The organism is Rosettibacter primus (assembly GCF_036860675.1).
Classification (GTDB): Bacteria; Bacteroidota; Ignavibacteria; order Ignavibacteriales; family Melioribacteraceae; genus Rosettibacter; species Rosettibacter primus.
In genome coordinates, this window is the sequence record NZ_JAYKGK010000003.1 from 13,893 (window position 1) to 32,740 (window position 18,848).

The window sequence follows — 18,848 nt, forward strand, 5'->3', positions numbered from 1 at the left end:
CGTAGTTTATTTTCTTTTATGAGCTGTTTTCTTTTGTGCTTGAGCCTGCTTTTCTGCTGCTTCCATCATCCGAGCCATGAACCCTTTCTTTTTCTTTGGGTCTGCTACAGGTACAAGTTCAACATCATCTTTCCTTTTATTTATATAATATTGCTGAACAATTGAGAGTAGATTGAACATAAAATAATAAAGATTCAATCCTGATGGAAATCCCATAAACATCAGTGTAAACATTATTGGCATAATGTAAACAAGAGCTTTTTGAGACGGGTCCTTAATACTTTGCTTTTGCTGGATGAACATTGTTATTCCAAGTAAAAGTGCAAGTCCACTTATGATATCAATATTAAATAAAGGAATCTTAAAAGGTAGTTTATAAATTTTATCCGGAGCAGATAAATTATCTATCCATAATACAAAAGGCTGCTGTCTTATATCAATAACATTATTAAACAGACTCCACAGAGCAATTAATATTGGCATTTGCAAAAGCATAGGCAAACATCCACCCATTGGATTAATCCCATAAGTTGAATAAAGTTTCATTGTTTCTTTTTGAATTCTCTGCGGATCATCTTTATATTTTTCTTTGATTTCATTTATCTTTGGCTGAAGCATCTGCATCTTTTTCATTGACTTCATACTCTGGCGGGTTAATGGATGCAGTGCAAATTTTATAATTATTGAAAGTACAATTATTACTAGACCATAATTTGGGATGAACTTATGAAGAAATTGAAGCAATGGTAAAAGAACATATTCAGAAATTGGACGAATTATAAATTTCAAACCGAAGAAACTTCCGAAATCAACTATAACTTCAAAATTTTTCCCGTAACTTTTAAGAACATCGTAATCGATTGGTCCCAAATATAATTTGAAAGAATCTTTTTGATACTTCTGATTTTTGAAAGGAACTTTCAGACTCATGCTGTAATATTCACGAACACCAAGAAGACTTTGTTTATGATATCCTTCAATATATGCACCGCCATCATCACTTGGATTTTCAGGTGAGAGAATAACGGTAAAATATTTATTTCTTACGGAAACCCAGTCAACTTTTCCATTAATATCTTTTGTGTATTTTTCGTCTTCGTGTGTAGCATCTATAATTGTTTGCTCATCACCAGCATAAACACTTGCATTTGAGTGATTTGCTTCGTCAACTGAATTTTTTTCAGTAAAATTGATTCCATTATTCCATACAACATCATATCTGTAGCTGCTTATAATATCATCAAAATTATCAAATTCAATATCAACATCAGCCGCATAATTGTTGCCATAAAAAGTAAAATTCTTTTTTATAGTTCTATTATCAGATGTAGTAAAATTATAAGTTAATACGAGAGAATCTTTGTCGCTTAATTTGTAATAATAATTATCTGCGTTAAAATCGAAGTCAAAATTAGAAGTGTTAACCAATTTACCATCTTTTGTAACAAAAATTATATTGAAATCACCACCCTGCTGAGTATTAACAAGCTGAACATGGCGGTTATAAAAATCAGATTTATCAAATTCCTTATGATACCATGTTTCATATTTTTTCAAATAATATTTCCTAATTTTAGCACCGCGAGTTGTTAATTCAATTTTTGCAAGGTCTGTTTCTATTGTAATTATTCGCTCAGGTTTTATTACTCCGCTAAAAGTTGTATCTGTTTTAGTTGAACTTTCATCATGAGCTTCATTAATCTTTTTTTCTTTTTCATTTATAATCTCTTTTTGAACAAGTGTAGTATCAGTTTGTTGTTGTTGTGGTGGGGGTGGTGTGGGAGTATTCCAGTAGAGCCAGAGAATTAAAATTATTCCGATTAGAATAAATCCAATTGTTGATTGTTTATCCATTAGAATCCCTATAATTATTCAAGTGGATCATATCCGCCTTTGCTGAATGGATTACATCTTAAAATTCTCCATACAGCTTTAGTTCCTCCCTTCAGCACGCCGTATTTTGACAGAGCTTCTACAGCATACTGCGAGCAAGTTGGATAAAACCGGCAGGATGAAGGGAAGAGCGGTGATATTATTTTTTGATAGATTTTAATTAAATATATAAAGATAAATCGCATTTCTAAATTCTTAACTTAATCTTGTTCATCAAATCTACAACATCGGGCATAATATTGCATAATTTAATTTTCTTATTCTTTACTTCATTTAATGTATTTGAAGCAAAAATTATATACAGGCAAATTTTTTTTTCTTCGCAATAAGTTTTTAAAATTTGCTTGTTAAGGCGGTATGACTCGCGTAAAAGTCTTTTTAACCTATTTCTCCAGACCGCCTTACCACTTTTTCTTGAAATAGCAAAAGCAATTTTTACACCTGTGAAATCTGGTTTTTTATCGATATAAAAAACTGCTTTCAAATTAAAATTAGAAGAATAAACAACTTCGCCTTTTGTATAGACCAGTTCAAATTCTTTTTTCTTTTTGATTCTTTCTTTTGAAGAAAGACCAAATATTTTCAAATGAACCTCCTCGCTTTTGATGCGAGGTAATTTAATCAGCGTTCGTCACTAACAGTTAATTTTTTTCTGCCTTTTGCTCTTCTTCTTGCAAGTACTTTTCTACCATTTTTTGTTGACATTCTTTCACGAAAGCCGTGGGTATTTTTTCTTTTTCTATTGTGCGGTTGATATGTTCTTTTCATTTTCTACCTAATTTTCATTTGAAAGTGCGCAAAATTACTCAAATTATGTTTAATAACCAAAACTTAGTGGGAATTTTGAAGTGGTAATGATTTTGAATATAAAAAAGGAGAGCGGAAATCCCGGCGAACAGCCCAGCCGATTTACTGTCCACCAGAATAACCGCCGCCTTTAATTCTTTTTCAAGCTTTTCAAACAATTATTATCAATACATTATAAATTAAGTCAATGAATGTGCCAGCAAAAGTTCTTCTTATTTCTTCGCAAATCTTGCTCATTAACCATTTAGTATGTCTCATTTAGACATTCATTATCAAAAAAGAACATTAATAAAGTAGAATTAACTTATTATCTTTGTTGTTCAAATTTTCTACATAGTGAAGCTAATAATTTAATTAATGAATTAGTTTGATTTATATCATTAAAAAATTTTTTCGGTAATAAGAATCTTTATGAATACAATAAATTTTCCAGAAATAGTAACTTTTTTTGAGGCGCTAAGTCTAAATGTTAGAAGAATGCAAAATATTGAGTAAAAAGAGATAAATATGAAAAAAACATTACAAATTCTGACATTTTTATTTATACCATCATTATTCTTTTCTGCAGGAAAAACTAACAACGATAAAGTTGTTTCTGCTTTGAAAACAGAAAATATTAAAATTGTTCTGGATGGCAATCTAAATGAACCTATCTGGCAAAATCCTCCAATTAAAGATTTTACACAAAGAGACCCTAATGAAGGGATGCCTGCATCTGAAGAAACTCATGTCTGGATAGCTTATGATGAAGAAAATATCTATGTGGCTGCAAGATGTTTCGATTCTCATCCAGAACTAATAGATGCAAGCTTAACAAGGCGTGATAACTATATGCTTTCAGATTGGTTTGCTTTTTATGTTGACCCGTATAATGATAAAAAGAGCGGTTACTTTTTTATAGTAAATGCAGGTGGCTCTATAATCGATGGAGTATTGTTTAACGACAGCTGGGACGATAATTCGTGGGATGGAATTTGGGAAGCTAAAACTAAAATTGACGACAAAGGCTGGACGGTTGAAATGAAAATCCCTTTTTCACAACTTCGTTTTAAGGAATCTGATAAAATGAAATGGGGAATAAATTTTGCAAGAGAGATAAAAAGAAAAAATGAAAGAGCCTATTATGTTATGGTTCCTAAAAAAGAAAGCGGCTTTGTCTCTCGTTTTGCTATTCTTGATGGACTAAACGGAATAAAGCCAAAACAAAGAATTGAAATTCTTCCTTACATTGTTCAAAAAGCTCAATATCTTGTGCATGATGCTAACGACCCATTTTATAAAAGTAATCAATATAAAACCTCACTTGGTACAGATTTTAAGATAGGAGTAGGAAGCAACTTAAATATTGATGGAACTATTAATCCCGATTTTGGTCAGGTCGAAGTTGACCCAGCTGTAATTAATTTAACAGCATTTGAATCTTACTTTGAAGAAAAAAGACCATTCTTTATAGAAGGCTCAAATATTTTTTACTTTGGAATTGGCGGTGCAAATCATAACTGGGGATTTAATTTTGGTTGGCCGGAGCTTTTTTACTCAAGAAGAATTGGAGCCCATCCACATGGAGATGTTTCTGATAATGAATTTGTAAAATATCCTTCAGAAACCAGAATATTAGGTGCTGCAAAACTTACTGGCAAATTAAATGAAACAACTTCAATTGGGGTTATCAGCGCTATTACAGAAAGAACTTATGCAACAATTTTTAATAATGGAATAAACCATGATGAAGAAATAGAACCTTTATCTCATTATGGAATTCTTAGAACAAAAAAAGAATTTAATGATGGGAAACAAGCAATTGGCTTCATGTTCACTACAGTTAACAGGGATTTACACACAAATTCATTAAAAAATATTTTATCAAAAAATGCATATACATTTGGAATAGATGGATGGACTTTTTTAGATGAATCAAAAGTTTATGTATTAACAGGAGCTTTTGCCGGCAGTTATGTAGAAGGAAGCAAAGAATATTTACTTGATCTTCAGCAAAGACCTTATCGATATCTTCAAAGACCTGATGCAACCTTTTTAAAACTTGATTCTTCAAGAACTTCTCTTTCAGGCTATTATGGCAGACTTATGCTAAACAAGCAAGAAGGAAATTTTTACATAAATGCAGCTGTTGGAGCTGTTTCACCAGGATTTGAACATAACGATTTAGGTTTCCAATGGAATGCCGATAAAATTAATACACATATTGTTTTGGGATACAGATGGTTCGAACCCGAGAAAATATTCAGGTCAAAATTTATTTTTATGGCTCACGCAAGATCTTATAATTATGATGGAAATATTATTAGCAATTTTATCTGGGGAAGATTTCAAGGAACATTTACAAATTATTACAGCATTGCAATTGGTGGAAGTTACCAATTCGAAGCTTTTAGTCCTTCACTTACAAGAGGTGGTCCATTAGCTAAAAATCCAGCAGAATGGGGAATATGGTTCAATGTAGAAACTGATGAAAGAAAAAAAATTATACTGGAATTTGAAAATGAATTTGGAAAAGATAAACTTGGCGGAGTATACGAAGGAATAAGAATTGATTTAGATTGGAAACCAAATTCACAAATAAAATTCAGCATTGGTCCTTCGTTCTCATATTCTATCAATCCAACTCAATGGATTGATAAATTTGAAGACTCTTATGCAGTAAATACTTATTATAAAAGATATGTTTTTGGCAAGATAATTCAACATACTTTATCGGCAAACATAAGGCTCAATTGGGCTTTTACTCCATCATTAACTTTTCAGGTTTATCTGCAGCCATTTTTTGCTGTAGGAGATTATCAGGAATTTAAAGAACTCAGCAAACCCAAGAGCATGTCATATTTGATTTATGGTCAAAATAATTCCACCATAAAATATAATGAAGACAATAATGAATATATTGTTGACCCGGATGGAAATGGCCCTGCAATACCCTTTTCATTCGGAAATCCTGATTTCAATTTCAAATCCTTAAGAGGTACTGCAGTATTAAGATGGGAAGTAAAACCCGGTTCAATTTTATATTTTGTATGGTCTCATGACCAGTTTAATGAAGATAATCCAGGAGAATTTGATTTCAAGCGTGATATAAAAAATTTATGGCAGACAACAGGAAATAATATTTTCATGATTAAGTTCTCATATTGGTTTAATCTATAATTTACATTAAATTGATTTACTAAAAATTTTATTCCAATTAATTATTAAATAAAATATGGCTCTAAATCTTTCTAAAAGAGTAAATAAAATTACTATTTCCCCAACAATAAAAATTACTCAACAAGCAATCGAAATGAAAGCAAGGGGAGAAAATTTAATTGACTTAAGTGTTGGAGAACCTGACTTTCCCACTCCACAAAACATTAAAGAAGCTGCTATTAAATCTATTGAAAATAATTTTACAAAATACACAATTAACTCTGGTATATTTGAACTTCGAAAAGCAATTTCTGAAAAACTCAGGAAAGAAAATAAACTTGAATACAACCCAGAAGAAATAATTGTATCATCAGGAGCAAAACACAGTATTTTCAATGCAATTATGTCAATTGTCGAAGATGATGACGAAGTAATAATTCCCTCACCATACTATGTTTCTTATCCACACATTGTTGCACTTTCAAACGGAAAATCAGTTTTTATTCACACTGATGAACAATCAGATTTTAAAATCACTCCAGAACAATTAAAAAGCGCAATTACTAATAAAACAAAGTTATTAATTCTATGTAATCCTTCCAATCCAACTGGAAGTATATATTCAAGAGTAGACCTTGAAAAACTCGTCCCGATACTTGAAGAAAGTGAATTTTATATTTTATCAGATGAGATTTATGAAAAATTGATTTATGATGATTATGAATTTGTAAGCATTGCATCATTAAGTGAAAAAATAAAACAAAAAACAATTACAATTAATGGACATTCAAAATCGTATTCAATGACTGGATGGAGAATTGGTTATGCAGCTGGACCTCCCGAAGTAATTAATGCTATGAATAAAATTCAAAGTCATTGCACATCAAATGCTTCTTCAATTTCTCAAAAAGCTGCACTGGAAGCATTAACAGGCCAACAGGATTTTTTAGAATACTCAAGAAAAGAATTTGAGAAAAGGAGAAATCTTCTTTATGATGAATTAATATCAATCAAAGGAATAAAATGCTACAAACCTCAAGGTGCATTTTATTTGTTCCCCAACATTTCTCACTTCTTTGGTAAAAAAACAGACACTGGAATTATTCAAACATCATTTGATTTTGCACTTTATTTATTACAGAGCGAAAAAGTTGTAGTTGTTCCTGGGAGTGTATTTGGTGCAGAAGGATATATAAGATTATCTTATTCAACATCTCAGGAAAATTTAATGGAAGGTGCTCGCAGAATTAAAAATGCAATATCAAAATTAGAATAATATTTTATTGTAAATTTATTTTATCCATACAGTTTTAATATTTACAAATTCTTTTATTCCATAGTGAGATAATTCTCGTCCATAACCAGAATTTTTTATTCCCCCAAATGGCAAGCGCGGGTCACTTTTTACCATGCCATTAATAAACACAGAACCTGCTTCAATCTTTCCTGCATAATATTTTGCTTTGTCAATATTTTGAGTCCACAACGATGCCCCAAGACCAAACTTTGTATCATTTGCCACTTCAATTGCTTCCTCTTCATCTTTTACTTTTATTAATGAAGCTACAGGGCCGAAAATTTCTTCATCGTAAGCAGGCATACCTTTTTTAACATTTGACAAAACAGTAGGTTCAAAATACAAACCTTCGCTGTTAACTCTCTTTCCACCGCATAAAATTACTGCTCCACATTCAACTGAATACCTTACTTGAAATTCAAGTTCATTTAGTAAATCTTCTCTTGCTATTGGTCCAAGTTGTGTAGATTCATCCATTGGATTTCCAATTTTTACTTTTGACATCAGCTCAACAAACCTTTTTTCAAAATCATCATAAATTTTTTCTACAACAATAAATCTTTTTGCTGCTATGCAACTCTGCCCATTATTTATAAGTCTTGCGGTTACGCCTGTTTTTACTGCCAATTCAATATCAGCATCTTCAAGTACAATAAATGGGTCGCTGCCTCCAAGTTCCATTACAGATTTTTTTAATAATTTTCCACAATATTTAGCCACCTGTCTGCCTGCAAATTCACTTCCTGTTAAAGTAACTGCTTTTACTTTTGGATGATTAATTACTTCTTCTACTTCTGAAGAACCAATTAAAATTGCTCTAAATAAATTTTTAGGAAAATTTGCTTTTTCAAAAATTTCTTCAATAGTTAAAGCACACATTGGAACATTCGATGCATGTTTAAGAATACATGCATTTCCTGCCATAATTGCTGGGGCTGCAAATCTAAATACCTGCCAGAAAGGAAAATTCCATGGCATAATTGCAAAGACAATTCCAAGTGGGTCAAATTGAATATAACTTTCAGAAGCATCTGTTGAAATAAATTCTTTCTGCAAAAATTCTTCTGCATTCTCTGCATAATATTCACATACCCATGCACATTTTTCTATTTCAGAAATTGCTTGTGTTATTGGCTTCCCCATTTCAGTGACAATAATTTTTGCATATTCATATTTATTGTTTTTCAATACTTCTGCAACATTTTTCATCAATAAATTTCTTTCAGTAAAAGTTGTTTGCTTCCAGTTCTGGAAAGTATTATAAACATTTTCAATAATGTTAAATACACTTTCCAAAGAAAACTCTTCGAAAGTTTTTTCTATTTGATTAGTTGCGGGATTGATAGTTTGAATAGCCATTTTCTCCCCCAAAGAAATTTAATTCAAATATAATTTAGTGAATTTCGATTTTAGTAAAAAAATTTTGTAAGTTGTTATCAAGAATTTAGACTAAGAATTAAATAATATTTTAATCATAGTTTAATGACATTTGAAAATTCATATACTGTATGAAAAAATCTAATCCTAAAACCTTTGTTCTTGATACAAATGTTATTTTGCATGATCCGACCTGCATTCATCACTTTGAAGAAAACAATATCATAATTCCTCTTGTTGTAATTGAGGAGTTAGACCACTTCAAAAGAGGAAATCAAGTAATTAATTTAAACGCACGCGAATTTGCGAGAACACTTGATTCAATTACAGGCAATGAAATTTTTAACGGTGGGGTTTCGCTTGGGCGCGGTAAAGGAAAAGTAAGAATTGTTATAACAAAAGGATTAAATAAAGAAATTCAGGATATTTTTAGAGAGGACAATGTTGACCATCGTGTTCTAAGTGCTGCTTATGAAGCATCTAAACAAAATAAAGAGAAAGGAAAAGTAATTCTTGTAAGCAAAGATGTAAATCTCAGAATGAAAGCAAAAGCCATTGGAATTCCTGCCGAGGATTACACTACCGACCGTATCCCAAATATAGAAGAGTTATACAGTGGCAAAGCTGTAATTGAAAATTTTGATGATGACATTTTACAAAAACTATATCAACCTCCATACGAAGTTCCTGCAAAACAAATATTAAAAAAGATTAAAACAGAAGCTGTGCCTAATAAATTTTTTATAATGAGAAATTCAAATCGTTCTATACTTGCTGTTCTTGATAGAGAAATGGAAAAATTTAAAAGGATTGATAAAGAAGTTGTTTATGGAATTAAACCTCGCAATGCAGAACAAACTTTTGCTGTAAATGCACTGTGCAATCCCGATATCCCGCTTGTTACATTAACAGGAAAAGCCGGGACAGGAAAAACACTTCTTGCTCTGGCATGTTCACTTCATGTTAGAAAAAATTATAGACAAATTTATGTCGCACGTCCCATTGTTCCCTTAAGCAATAAAGATATTGGCTATTTGCCCGGAGATGTTGAAAGTAAATTAGCTCCATACATGCAGCCTTTGTGGGATAATCTTAAAGTTATTCAGGATCAATTTCCTGAAACAGATAAAAATTATCAGTTGATTAATTCACTAATAAAAGAAGAAAAACTTGTGATTGAACCATTAAGTTATATTCGAGGAAGAAGTTTACAGAGAATTTATTTCATTGTAGATGAAGCACAAAATCTAACACCACATGAAGTTAAAACAATTATTACCCGCGCAGGTGAAGGTGCTAAAATTGTTCTCACAGGAGATATTTATCAAATTGACCATCCATATCTCGATGCTCAGTCAAATGGACTATCTTATTTAATTGAACATTTCAAAGGACAAAAACTTTATGCTCATGTAAATCTTGAAAAAGGAGAACGTTCAATTCTTGCTGAACTTGCAAGTAATTTGCTTTAATAATCACTCTTAACTAATGTTACTCTTACACTAAAATTTAATGGTTCTATTTTTGTAAAAGCAGGCATATTTCTTCTCATTCCACCTGCTGGCCTTTGAAATCCGCCTTGTGGAATATTGCCCATATTTTCTCGTTTATCTGATGGGAATTCTAACTCTAATGTTTCAAAAGTAATTTTAAGATTCTCTCCAGCAGTCACAGGAACATAAAAATTATTTTCCTGTTGTTTTGAAATTGGAATCTGCAATTCATATACAAGTTTATTTGATTTTTCTGAGATTTTAATTTTTATTCCTTTATTATTTTCAAGAGGATACATCCAAAGTGGATATTTGGATTTATCTACAATTTCAAAATCCTTTTCTTTTTCAAATAATCGTTCAATAATCTTTTCTAGATTTCCTCTTTCATCATTCTTTTCAAAATTTCTTCTTTCTTTTCTATCAAAACCAATATTACTTATTCCAAGTGGAAACTTTAATCCAATAATTTTTGATTCATCATCAGGAATAAACCATACAATAAATCCTGCTCTGAGCATTTGCATTGCTTTAAATGGCTCGTTGACAATCAAACACAAATACAAATAATCTTTGTCATTTTGAAAACCAACTGATGCATCTTCATCTTCAATATATTCAAGTCTGTTTTGCCAATCAGAATAATCTCCATCGACAACTAAATCATCTGATTTCCATTTGCTAACTATTTGATGTGTAGTGCTGCATCCATTTACAATAATTATTATTGATGCGACAAAAATTATATTCAGCAAAAAATTACCAATCAATTGCTTAGGTCGTTTAATTCCTTTCAAATAATTTTTTATAAACATAATCTCACCAAAAATTTTTAATAATAGACAAATCAATTTGATTTCATGGTTTAACTGCATCCTATTTTATCTGATAAATATTTATAAAATCTTTTGTTGAAGGGATTAAAGATGAGGATCTCATTAGATTTATTAATGATTTTTTGAATAAGTTTTTACTTCTTAAAGGGGAAATAAAATTAAAGAAAAGATTATTTTTAAAACCATATTGCTTGCTTGTATAAATTTTAGATTTACAAAGTGATTTAACATTTTAACAAATCAATTCGTGAGGGTGGATTATTCCATAATATTATTGATGATTCAAATTCATTTTTAGAAAAAAATTTCTATATACGCTTGTTTATGCTATTTATCGCGTCATAAAAAGTGGCTGGCTCAATAAAAGCTATAAAATTCACGCTGATAAAATGAGAATTGCAGCACATTCTAAAGTTGACAAATTTGATTGGTTCAAGGTGTATGTGGCTCACCAGAATTTGATCACCCGGGAACAGCAGCAGAAGGTCAGGCATTTTTCATAATGATGGAAGCTGTTATAGAGATTTAATTTTTTAATAAAATCACAAAAAGTAAATTGAAGTTATTTCAATATGTCTTGCGCTTTATAGAAATTTTTAATATTTCTAATAAGCAAATTGTTCTTTGTGTCTGGTAAATAAAATTTGTTTTAATAATTGAGTGAGGTGAGGTTATGAATAAGATTTTTATTCTCATTTTGATATTATTTTTATTTTCAGCTTGCAGCAGCAAAGTAGAAAAAAGTACGGCAACTGGTTTCGAACCACCAACTTTGGTAAAACAACCGAGATTATATTACCCAAAAACCGCTCAGGAAAATGCCATCTGGGGCAACACTAAATTAATCCTTTCAATCAATAAAGATGGAATAGTTGATGATGTTTATATAGTAAAATCATCTGGACACGACATTCTTGATAGCACTGCTATTAATTATTGTAAAAATCTTTTATTCAAACCTGCTAAAAGAAACGGCAAACCTGTCAATTCAAAAATTGAATGGGTAATTAAATTTAATATCACCGACCAAAACTGGAAGGTAGACAACTATTTACTCGAGTTATCAAGATTATATGAAAAAGTTCAGCGACTTGATTCAGAATACAGAATTGAAATTGAAAGAGAAATTTTAAATAAGCATAATGAATTTGTTCAAAATTTTAGTGATGCGTTGAACTTCAATAAAATTTTAAAGCAAATTATTTCTCCTCAAATAACTAAAGAATGGGAAAAAGATTGGGATGGATGGCCACTTTCATTCTTACTTTATCATGATTTTATGATTCGATTTAGTGATTATGACAGTTTACCAAAAGTCAAAACGATGATGATTAATTCTCTTAAAACTGATATTCAGTATATCAAAAATACACCTTCGTTAAATGTCAAAATGGAAAACGAAAAGGAAAAAATTTTGAATAAAATTAGAACATTTATTTCAAAGAATTATCCTGAGATTAATTTAAATGAACTGAATTTGGGCTTTAATTTTTATTCAAAATTTATTTCAAAAAAATAAATTATTTTTTATTTAAAACTGAATATCTTATTACTCAATATGATATTACTTCAGAAATTGTTTTTCAATTTATGACGCATAATAAGTCATTAATTCCCTTTAATATACAGAAGGCAGGTATATATGAAAATCAAGTCATTGCTAATCATTCTGCTGTTTTCTTTCATTTTAATTTTTGAAGATAATTTTGCTCAGTTCATAGATAACTTTGAAACGGAACTCAAAGTAGATTCTGCTGGATTAAACGGCTGGACTTATAGAACTGGAGACGGAAATGCAACTATGAAATTTATAAGTTCTAAAAAAGGTTATGCTTCTATTTTTGTCGATGCAACCAATGATAAAAGAGGAATTTGGTGGGCTTTGATTAGAAGAAGAGTTTCTGAAAAAATGAATCTTTCATTAATTAAAAATCCAAAATATGAATTCAGAATAGAAGCAAGAGTTAGAGTAAGTGACGCCCCAAAAAGAATTAATCTTCATCTCAATACTCAAAGAACTACTGATTTCCATTCTCACTTGATGGAGTATGATATTCCAGATACAACAAATTGGCATACAATTAGTATGACAACACACAATTTTGATGCACGTCCCGACGATACAGTTTATGCTCAATTGGCTTTAATGGATTGGGGATTTGAAAAATATCGAGTTGATATTGATTATTATAAAGTTGACATAGTAAATATCGATTCAGTTGGACCAGACTTAGGTGAACCTATACCTTATCATCCTCCTATTCCTGACACATCAACATTTTATTATCATCTGCCTGTCAAAGAAGATTGTATTATTGATTTGTATTATTCAGATATGAATTTTAATAACTGGTTCACTTATGACGAAAATGGTAAGAAAATTAATTTGTTAACCGTAAGTGGAAATCAGTATATATTATTGAAATGGGATTTTGATAAATTCAAAAACAAAACCGCTAAAGGTTCTGCACTTCTTGAATTAACCACCTTTTCTCTTCAAAATTCTACAGACTATAAAAAAGATTTTGGCATGATACGAGTTACTGAAATTCTTGATGGGGATAGTAATTGGAATCAAAACAATGTAACTTTAGAAAGTTTTTGTAAAGGAAAACCTTTGAATAAAGTCTTGAACAGTCAAATGATAATTGATGTTGAAGTAAATAAAATTTCTGGTGGGAAAAATTATATCACAGTATCACAGCCGGTTTTACAAAGAATCCTGGATGGAAAAACAAAAGGAATTGCAATAAAACCGCTTGGAGCTGTTGTTGCTTCATTTTATTCATCAGAGAATCTTGCATTTGGACCAAAACTTCACTTTAATATAAAAGAATAGATTAATTATATTTACAAAAATTAAATGAGGATTAAATGAAAGTTCTATTTATTGGCGGCACAGGGAACATCAGCACTTCTGTAAGTAAATTATGCATCGAAAAAGGTATTGACCTTTATTTGCTTAATCGCGGCTTACGTGAAAATACCATTGAAAAAGCTAAGGCAATTAATGGTGATATAAATAATCTATCTGAAATAAAAGAAATTTTGAAAGACCATCAATGGGATGTAGTGGTTAACTGGATAGCATTCAATGAAAAAGATATTGAAAGGGATATTGAACTTTTTAAAAATAAAACAAAGCAATATATTTTTATCAGCTCGGCATCAGCTTATCAAAAACCACCGTTAAATCCAATCATAACTGAATCAACACCTTTGAAAAATCCTTTTTGGGATTATTCAAGAAATAAAATTGCTTGTGAAGAAATATTAAACAAAGCTTATCGCGAAGAGGATTTCCCAATCACAATTGTTCGCCCATCATTAACTTATGATACTGTTATTCCTGTTGCAATTGGTGGATGGAACGAATACACAATTATCGATAGAATGAAAAAGGGAAAAAATATAATTGTTCATGGTGATGGAACTTCACTTTGGGTTGTTACTCACACTGAAGATTTTGCAAAAGGTTTTGTTGGTATTCTTGGAAATCAATATGCAATTGGAAATGCTTTTCACATAACAACAGATGAAGTATTGACTTGGAATCAAATTTATGAAACGATAGCAGAAACTATAAGTGTTGAACCAAATATTATTCACATACCTTCAGATTTTATTGTTAAACATGAAATTTCTTTAATGGGAAGTTTGCTTGGTGATAAATCTTACAGTGTAATTTTTGATAATTCTAAAATCAAAAAATATGTGCCTGGTTTTACAGCAACAATATCTTTTAAAGAAGGAATCAAAAGAACAATTGATTGGTTTGAAGCAAAACCTGAAAGAAAAATTATCCGAAAAGAAACCGATGAGATGATGGATAGAATTATTCGTTTGTATGAAAAAAACATTTAAAATAATCATTCTGAACAAAACAAAGAATCTCTTTAAAAATTTTTGATGTGTTTTAAGATTCTTCGTCCGCCTTTCTCGGCGGACTCAGAATGACAGTGAAAAAATAATTCAGTCATTCTGAATGGAGCGAAGCGGAATGAAGAATCTCTTAAAAACAAAAAAATGGAATAAGATTCTTCATCCACCTTTTAGCGGACTTATAATAACAATGGGGAAAAAACTACAATGTCATTCTGAACGAAGTGAAGAATCTCTTTAAAACAAAAAATTGGAATAAGATTCTTCGTCATCCATCCAAAGGTGAGTTCCTCAGAATGACATACAAGAAAAATAACAAAGTCATCCTGAACGAAGCGAAGAATCTTATTTAATTTATAAATATTTTGACACTAAGCCCAAGCTTTGTGAAATTTCTCCTTTTTTGTCGAAGCCGTCGCTTCAACTTACAATTTTATTATTGTGATAAATATTTATTCTTTTGATAAAAACAATTAAATGAAAAAAAACTTCTGTAAAGTATTTTCATAAAAAATATTAATATTCATTAGTCAAACTCACTTTAACCAACCATATTTTCATGGCATACTTTTTAATTAATATTTAATTAAGTTTTCCTGCAAACCCAAAAATAATAGGAGTATTTTATGAAACTAAAAGTATTTATTTTATACTTAATAATCTCATCACAAATAATTCCTCAAGAAACAAAAACAGAGAATGACCAAAAAACTCATCAGTTTGCAACAGAAAGAAAAGGAATTAATTTCATTGAAACAAAAGTATATTCCGAAGAAGAAGATGCAAGAATATTAAAGCTCTTTGAAGGATTAAGAGTTGCTGATGTTTCTGATGGAATGGACATAGTTGGTCTACCAGGGAAAGGACTTGTTGACCCCTCAATTCATCCCGCATGGATTGACCCTGTCGATTTAACTCATCAATTCAGAGGTATTGCAATAACAGCAAGATATGTCCCTACTCAAAAATCAGATAGACCTCAACCCGGAGAAGAATTTTCTGAATGGGAAAGTAATTTTTATAATGCTTATTCAAGCGAAGCATTCACTAAATTAATTAAGCCAGGCACTGTAGTAGTAATTGATGATGTTGAAGAAAAAGATATCGGTTCAATAGGATCATACAATATACTTGAATGGCATCGAAGAGGTGCTGTTGGTGTGGTCACAGATGCTTCTGCAAGAGACCTTGATGAAATTGCAATCGAAAAAGTCCCTCTTTATTTCAGAAAACCAGGACGAGGAATAAGGCCCGGTCGAAATGAACTTGAATCTGTCAACCGCCCAATCGTAATTGGAGGAGTTCTTGTTTGCCCAGGGGACGTTATTGTTGCAGATAAAGATGGTGTTTGTGTTGTCCCAAGATATGTTGCCGAACAGGTGGCAAATTATGCCAGAGATATCTTAAACAAAGATAAAGAAGGAAGAAGAAAACTTTATGAAAGCATGAAAATGAAATTAGATAAAACTGTAAAGTAAATTCACAAACAAAAATTTTCATATGAACTTTATAAGAGTATATTTATTCAAAGTAATTGTATTAAATCTTTGCTATGCTCAAACTATATTTTTAGTAACACCAAAAAATTTTTCGATAACAAAAGTAAATGATAAACATAAAATAATTCTTAAAGAACTTAGAGATTTATTGAAATCCGATATTGAAAAATGGTATCCTTTATCAATTGATACAATTTATGGAGGATTTTTTAGCGATATAAATTATAAATGGGAATTAAATGGAAAACAAAATAAATTTATTGTAACACAGGCACGACACATTTGGACTTGTTCACAATTAGCAGAATTTTATAGTGACACCAACTACATAAAAATTGCAAGACATGGTTTTCATTTTCTCAGAAATCTAATGTGGGATAAAAAATATGGAGGCTTTTTTGACCTTGTAACAAGAGAAGGAAAACCAATTAAAGAAAAAGGAAAAATAATTAAAAGAGTTTATGGAAATTCATTTGCAATTTATGGATTAGCTGCTTATTTCAATGCAAGCCGTGATTCTGCTGCATTAAAATTAGCAATAGAAACTTTCAAATGGATAGATAAACATAGTCACGATTCTTTGTATGATGGTTATTTTCAATTTATATCTGAAGAAGGCATTCCGTTTATCTATGGATATGACAATACACCACCAAAAGATTACAACTCAATGATTCACGTTCTCGAAGCTTATACTGAATTATACAAAGTATGGAAAAATGATAAACTAAGAGAAAGATTATTATCACTTTTTTATTTAATCAGAGATAAAGTTGCATCAAATAAAGGTTACTTGAAATTGTATTTTGAAAGAGACTGGACTCCAATTGAATACAAATATTCAAGTTCAGATAAAAACAAAAAATTCTTTTTAGAACATATATCATTCGGTCATGATATCGAAACTGCATATCTGCTTTTAGAAGCTGCAGAGGTTTTAGATATAAAAGATTCTGTTACAATTAATAAAGCTAAGTCAATGGTCAATCACACTTTAATTAATGGCTGGGATTATTCAACTGGAGGAATTTTTGATGCAGGTTATTATTTCAAAAATCAAAATAAAATTACAATAATAAAAAATACAAAAGAATGGTGGGCACAGGCAGAAGCACTAAATTCTGCATTATTAATGTCAAAATTATTTCATGATAATGAAATAAATTATTATTATTATTTTGAAATGCAGTGGCATTACATCAAGAATTATCTTATCGATAATGAACATGGCGGCTGGTTTATTGGAGGTACTGATATAATGCCTGAGAACAAAAAAATGCCTAAAGGAACCATCTGGAAAGGAAATTATCATACAACCCGAGCTTTAATTAATTGCATAAAGTTGCTCAAAGCAAAATAATATTAAAGGAGTAAACAATGAAAAAATTTTTTACCATAATTCTAATTGCAACTTCAATTTTTGCTCAAAAATTTGAGAAATTAGCTTTAACCCCTCCAATGGGATGGAACAGCTGGAATAAATTTGGCTGCAATATCAATGAAGAGATAATTAAGAAAATGGCTGATGCAATGGTTGAAAGTGGAATGAAAGATGCTGGTTATCAATATATCATAATTGATGATTGCTGGCAGGGACAACGTGATAGTCTTGGATTTATTCAACCTGACCCGGAAAGATTTCCATCTGGTATGAAAGCTTTGGCTGATTATATTCATTCAAAAGGCTTAAAATTTGGAATTTATTCTGATGCAGGTTGGTATACTTGTGGAGGCAGACCAGGCAGTCGTGGCTATGAATTTCAAGATGCAAAAAAATATGCTGAATGGGGAGTTGACTATCTGAAATATGATTGGTGCTATACAGAAGGATTAAATGCTGAAGGTGCTTATTTGACCATGCGAAACGCACTATATGCAGCTAAAAGACCAATTGTTTTTAGCATCTGTGAATGGGGAAATAACAGACCATGGTTATGGGCAAAAAATATTGGTCATTTATGGAGAACTACTGGCGATATAACTGCTTGCTTTGATTGCGTTGTAGACCATGGAACATGGAAATCATGGGGAGTTATGCAAATACTTGATATGCAAAAAGGATTACGTGCTTACGCAGGTCCAGACCACTGGAATGACCCTGATATGCTTGAAGTTGGAAATGGTATGTCTGTCAATGAAGATAGAGCCCATTTTTCTATGTGGTGTATGCTTGCAGCTCCATTAATTGCTGGTAATGATTTATCAAACATGACAAATGAAACAAAAGAAATTTTGACAAATAAAGAAGTAATTGCAGTTAATCAAGATTCACTTGGAATTCAAGGTTTTAAATATTTTGAAAATGATGGACTTGAAATTTGGTTCAAGCCACTGATGCATGATAACTGGGCTGTGTGCTTCTTAAATCGTTCAACAAAACCGATAGAACTTAATTTTCAATGGAATAATTATATTGTTATTGATTCACTATTTAATAAAGAAGCTAACTTCAGAAATAATATTTATCAAATACGAGATTTGTGGTTAAAGAAAGATATAGGAACAACCGAAAAAAATTTTCATTCAGTTATACCTTCACACGATGTTATTATGCTTAGATTAAAACCAATTAAAAAATAATTTCTAATTGTAATTTTAAAAACAAAAAGGCTGACCCTATTTGAGT

At 30.8% G+C, this 18,848-nt stretch carries 16 protein-coding genes; 10 read left to right on the top strand and 6 right to left on the bottom strand.

Going from position 1 to position 18,848, the window contains the following annotated elements:
* Positions 1-6: 6 nt before the first annotated feature.
* Genes yidC through rpmH form a run of 4 tightly spaced genes read right to left on the bottom strand, consistent with a single transcriptional unit; the run spans position 7 to position 2,661 of the window.
* Positions 7-1,854: a membrane protein insertase YidC gene (yidC, locus tag VJY32_RS04850; RefSeq protein WP_353676770.1), complete on the bottom strand. Its 1,848-nt coding sequence runs from the start codon at positions 1,852-1,854 to the stop codon at positions 7-9.
* Between the two features lie 14 nt (positions 1,855-1,868).
* Positions 1,869-2,078: a membrane protein insertion efficiency factor YidD gene (yidD, locus tag VJY32_RS04855; protein WP_353676771.1), complete on the bottom strand. Its 210-nt coding sequence runs from the start codon at positions 2,076-2,078 to the stop codon at positions 1,869-1,871.
* Between the two features lie 2 nt (positions 2,079-2,080).
* The gene (gene rnpA, locus VJY32_RS04860; protein WP_353676772.1) at positions 2,081-2,479 is read right to left on the bottom strand and encodes a ribonuclease P protein component; all 399 of its coding nucleotides are present in this window, start codon (positions 2,477-2,479) and stop codon (positions 2,081-2,083) included.
* A 35-nt stretch (positions 2,480-2,514) separates the two neighbouring features.
* On the bottom strand, positions 2,515-2,661 hold the full coding sequence (gene rpmH, locus VJY32_RS04865) for a 50S ribosomal protein L34 (RefSeq protein ID WP_353676773.1): 147 nt from the start codon (positions 2,659-2,661) through the stop codon (positions 2,515-2,517).
* Between the two features lie 546 nt (positions 2,662-3,207).
* Between rpmH and VJY32_RS04870 the strand changes: the two genes are divergently transcribed.
* Positions 3,208-5,859 (top strand): DUF5916 domain-containing protein, encoded by a 2,652-nt coding sequence (locus tag VJY32_RS04870; protein WP_353676774.1) that lies wholly within the window; start codon positions 3,208-3,210, stop codon positions 5,857-5,859.
* Positions 5,860-5,914: 55 nt separating this feature from the next.
* Complete coding sequence (locus VJY32_RS04875) at positions 5,915-7,114, top strand: pyridoxal phosphate-dependent aminotransferase (protein WP_353676775.1); 1,200 nt, start codon at positions 5,915-5,917, stop codon at positions 7,112-7,114.
* Positions 7,115-7,129: 15 nt separating this feature from the next.
* Here the strand turns inward: VJY32_RS04875 and VJY32_RS04880 are convergent, their stop codons facing one another.
* Positions 7,130-8,494, bottom strand: a complete 1,365-nt coding sequence (locus VJY32_RS04880) for an NAD-dependent succinate-semialdehyde dehydrogenase (RefSeq protein WP_353676776.1) — start codon at positions 8,492-8,494, stop codon at positions 7,130-7,132.
* 149 nt (positions 8,495-8,643) lie between these two features.
* Here VJY32_RS04880 and VJY32_RS04885 point away from each other — a divergent pair, with 149 nt between their 5' ends.
* Positions 8,644-9,984, top strand: coding sequence for a PhoH family protein (locus VJY32_RS04885; protein ID WP_353676777.1), 1,341 nt, complete (start codon positions 8,644-8,646; stop codon positions 9,982-9,984).
* Here the strand turns inward: VJY32_RS04885 and VJY32_RS04890 are convergent.
* Complete coding sequence (locus VJY32_RS04890; protein ID WP_353676778.1) at positions 9,981-10,820, bottom strand: hypothetical protein; 840 nt, start codon at positions 10,818-10,820, stop codon at positions 9,981-9,983. The two genes, VJY32_RS04885 and VJY32_RS04890, sit on opposite strands and share 4 nt — an antisense overlap.
* A gap of 694 nt (positions 10,821-11,514) precedes the next feature.
* Between VJY32_RS04890 and VJY32_RS04895 the strand changes: the two genes are divergently transcribed.
* The 7 genes from VJY32_RS04895 (at position 11,515) to VJY32_RS04925 (ending at position 18,802) form a co-directional block, all read left to right on the top strand.
* Positions 11,515-12,360 (top strand): energy transducer TonB, encoded by an 846-nt coding sequence (locus VJY32_RS04895; protein ID WP_353676779.1) that lies wholly within the window; start codon positions 11,515-11,517, stop codon positions 12,358-12,360.
* Positions 12,361-12,483: 123 nt separating this feature from the next.
* Complete coding sequence (locus VJY32_RS04900; protein WP_353676780.1) at positions 12,484-13,680, top strand: hypothetical protein; 1,197 nt, start codon at positions 12,484-12,486, stop codon at positions 13,678-13,680.
* A 35-nt stretch (positions 13,681-13,715) separates the two neighbouring features.
* Positions 13,716-14,705 carry an SDR family oxidoreductase gene (locus VJY32_RS04905; RefSeq protein ID WP_353676781.1) on the top strand — a complete coding sequence of 330 codons (990 nt, stop codon included), beginning with the start codon at positions 13,716-13,718 and terminating at the stop codon, positions 14,703-14,705.
* A 136-nt stretch (positions 14,706-14,841) separates the two neighbouring features.
* The gene (locus tag VJY32_RS04910) at positions 14,842-14,964 is read left to right on the top strand and encodes a hypothetical protein (RefSeq protein WP_353676782.1); all 123 of its coding nucleotides are present in this window, start codon (positions 14,842-14,844) and stop codon (positions 14,962-14,964) included.
* A gap of 385 nt (positions 14,965-15,349) precedes the next feature.
* Positions 15,350-16,201 carry an RraA family protein gene (locus VJY32_RS04915; protein ID WP_353676783.1) on the top strand — a complete coding sequence of 284 codons (852 nt, stop codon included), beginning with the start codon at positions 15,350-15,352 and terminating at the stop codon, positions 16,199-16,201.
* Between the two features lie 22 nt (positions 16,202-16,223).
* Positions 16,224-17,582: an AGE family epimerase/isomerase gene (locus VJY32_RS04920; RefSeq protein ID WP_353676784.1), complete on the top strand. Its 1,359-nt coding sequence runs from the start codon at positions 16,224-16,226 to the stop codon at positions 17,580-17,582.
* 17 nt (positions 17,583-17,599) lie between these two features.
* Complete coding sequence (locus VJY32_RS04925; protein ID WP_353676785.1) at positions 17,600-18,802, top strand: glycoside hydrolase family 27 protein; 1,203 nt, start codon at positions 17,600-17,602, stop codon at positions 18,800-18,802.
* Positions 18,803-18,848 lie beyond the last annotated feature (46 nt).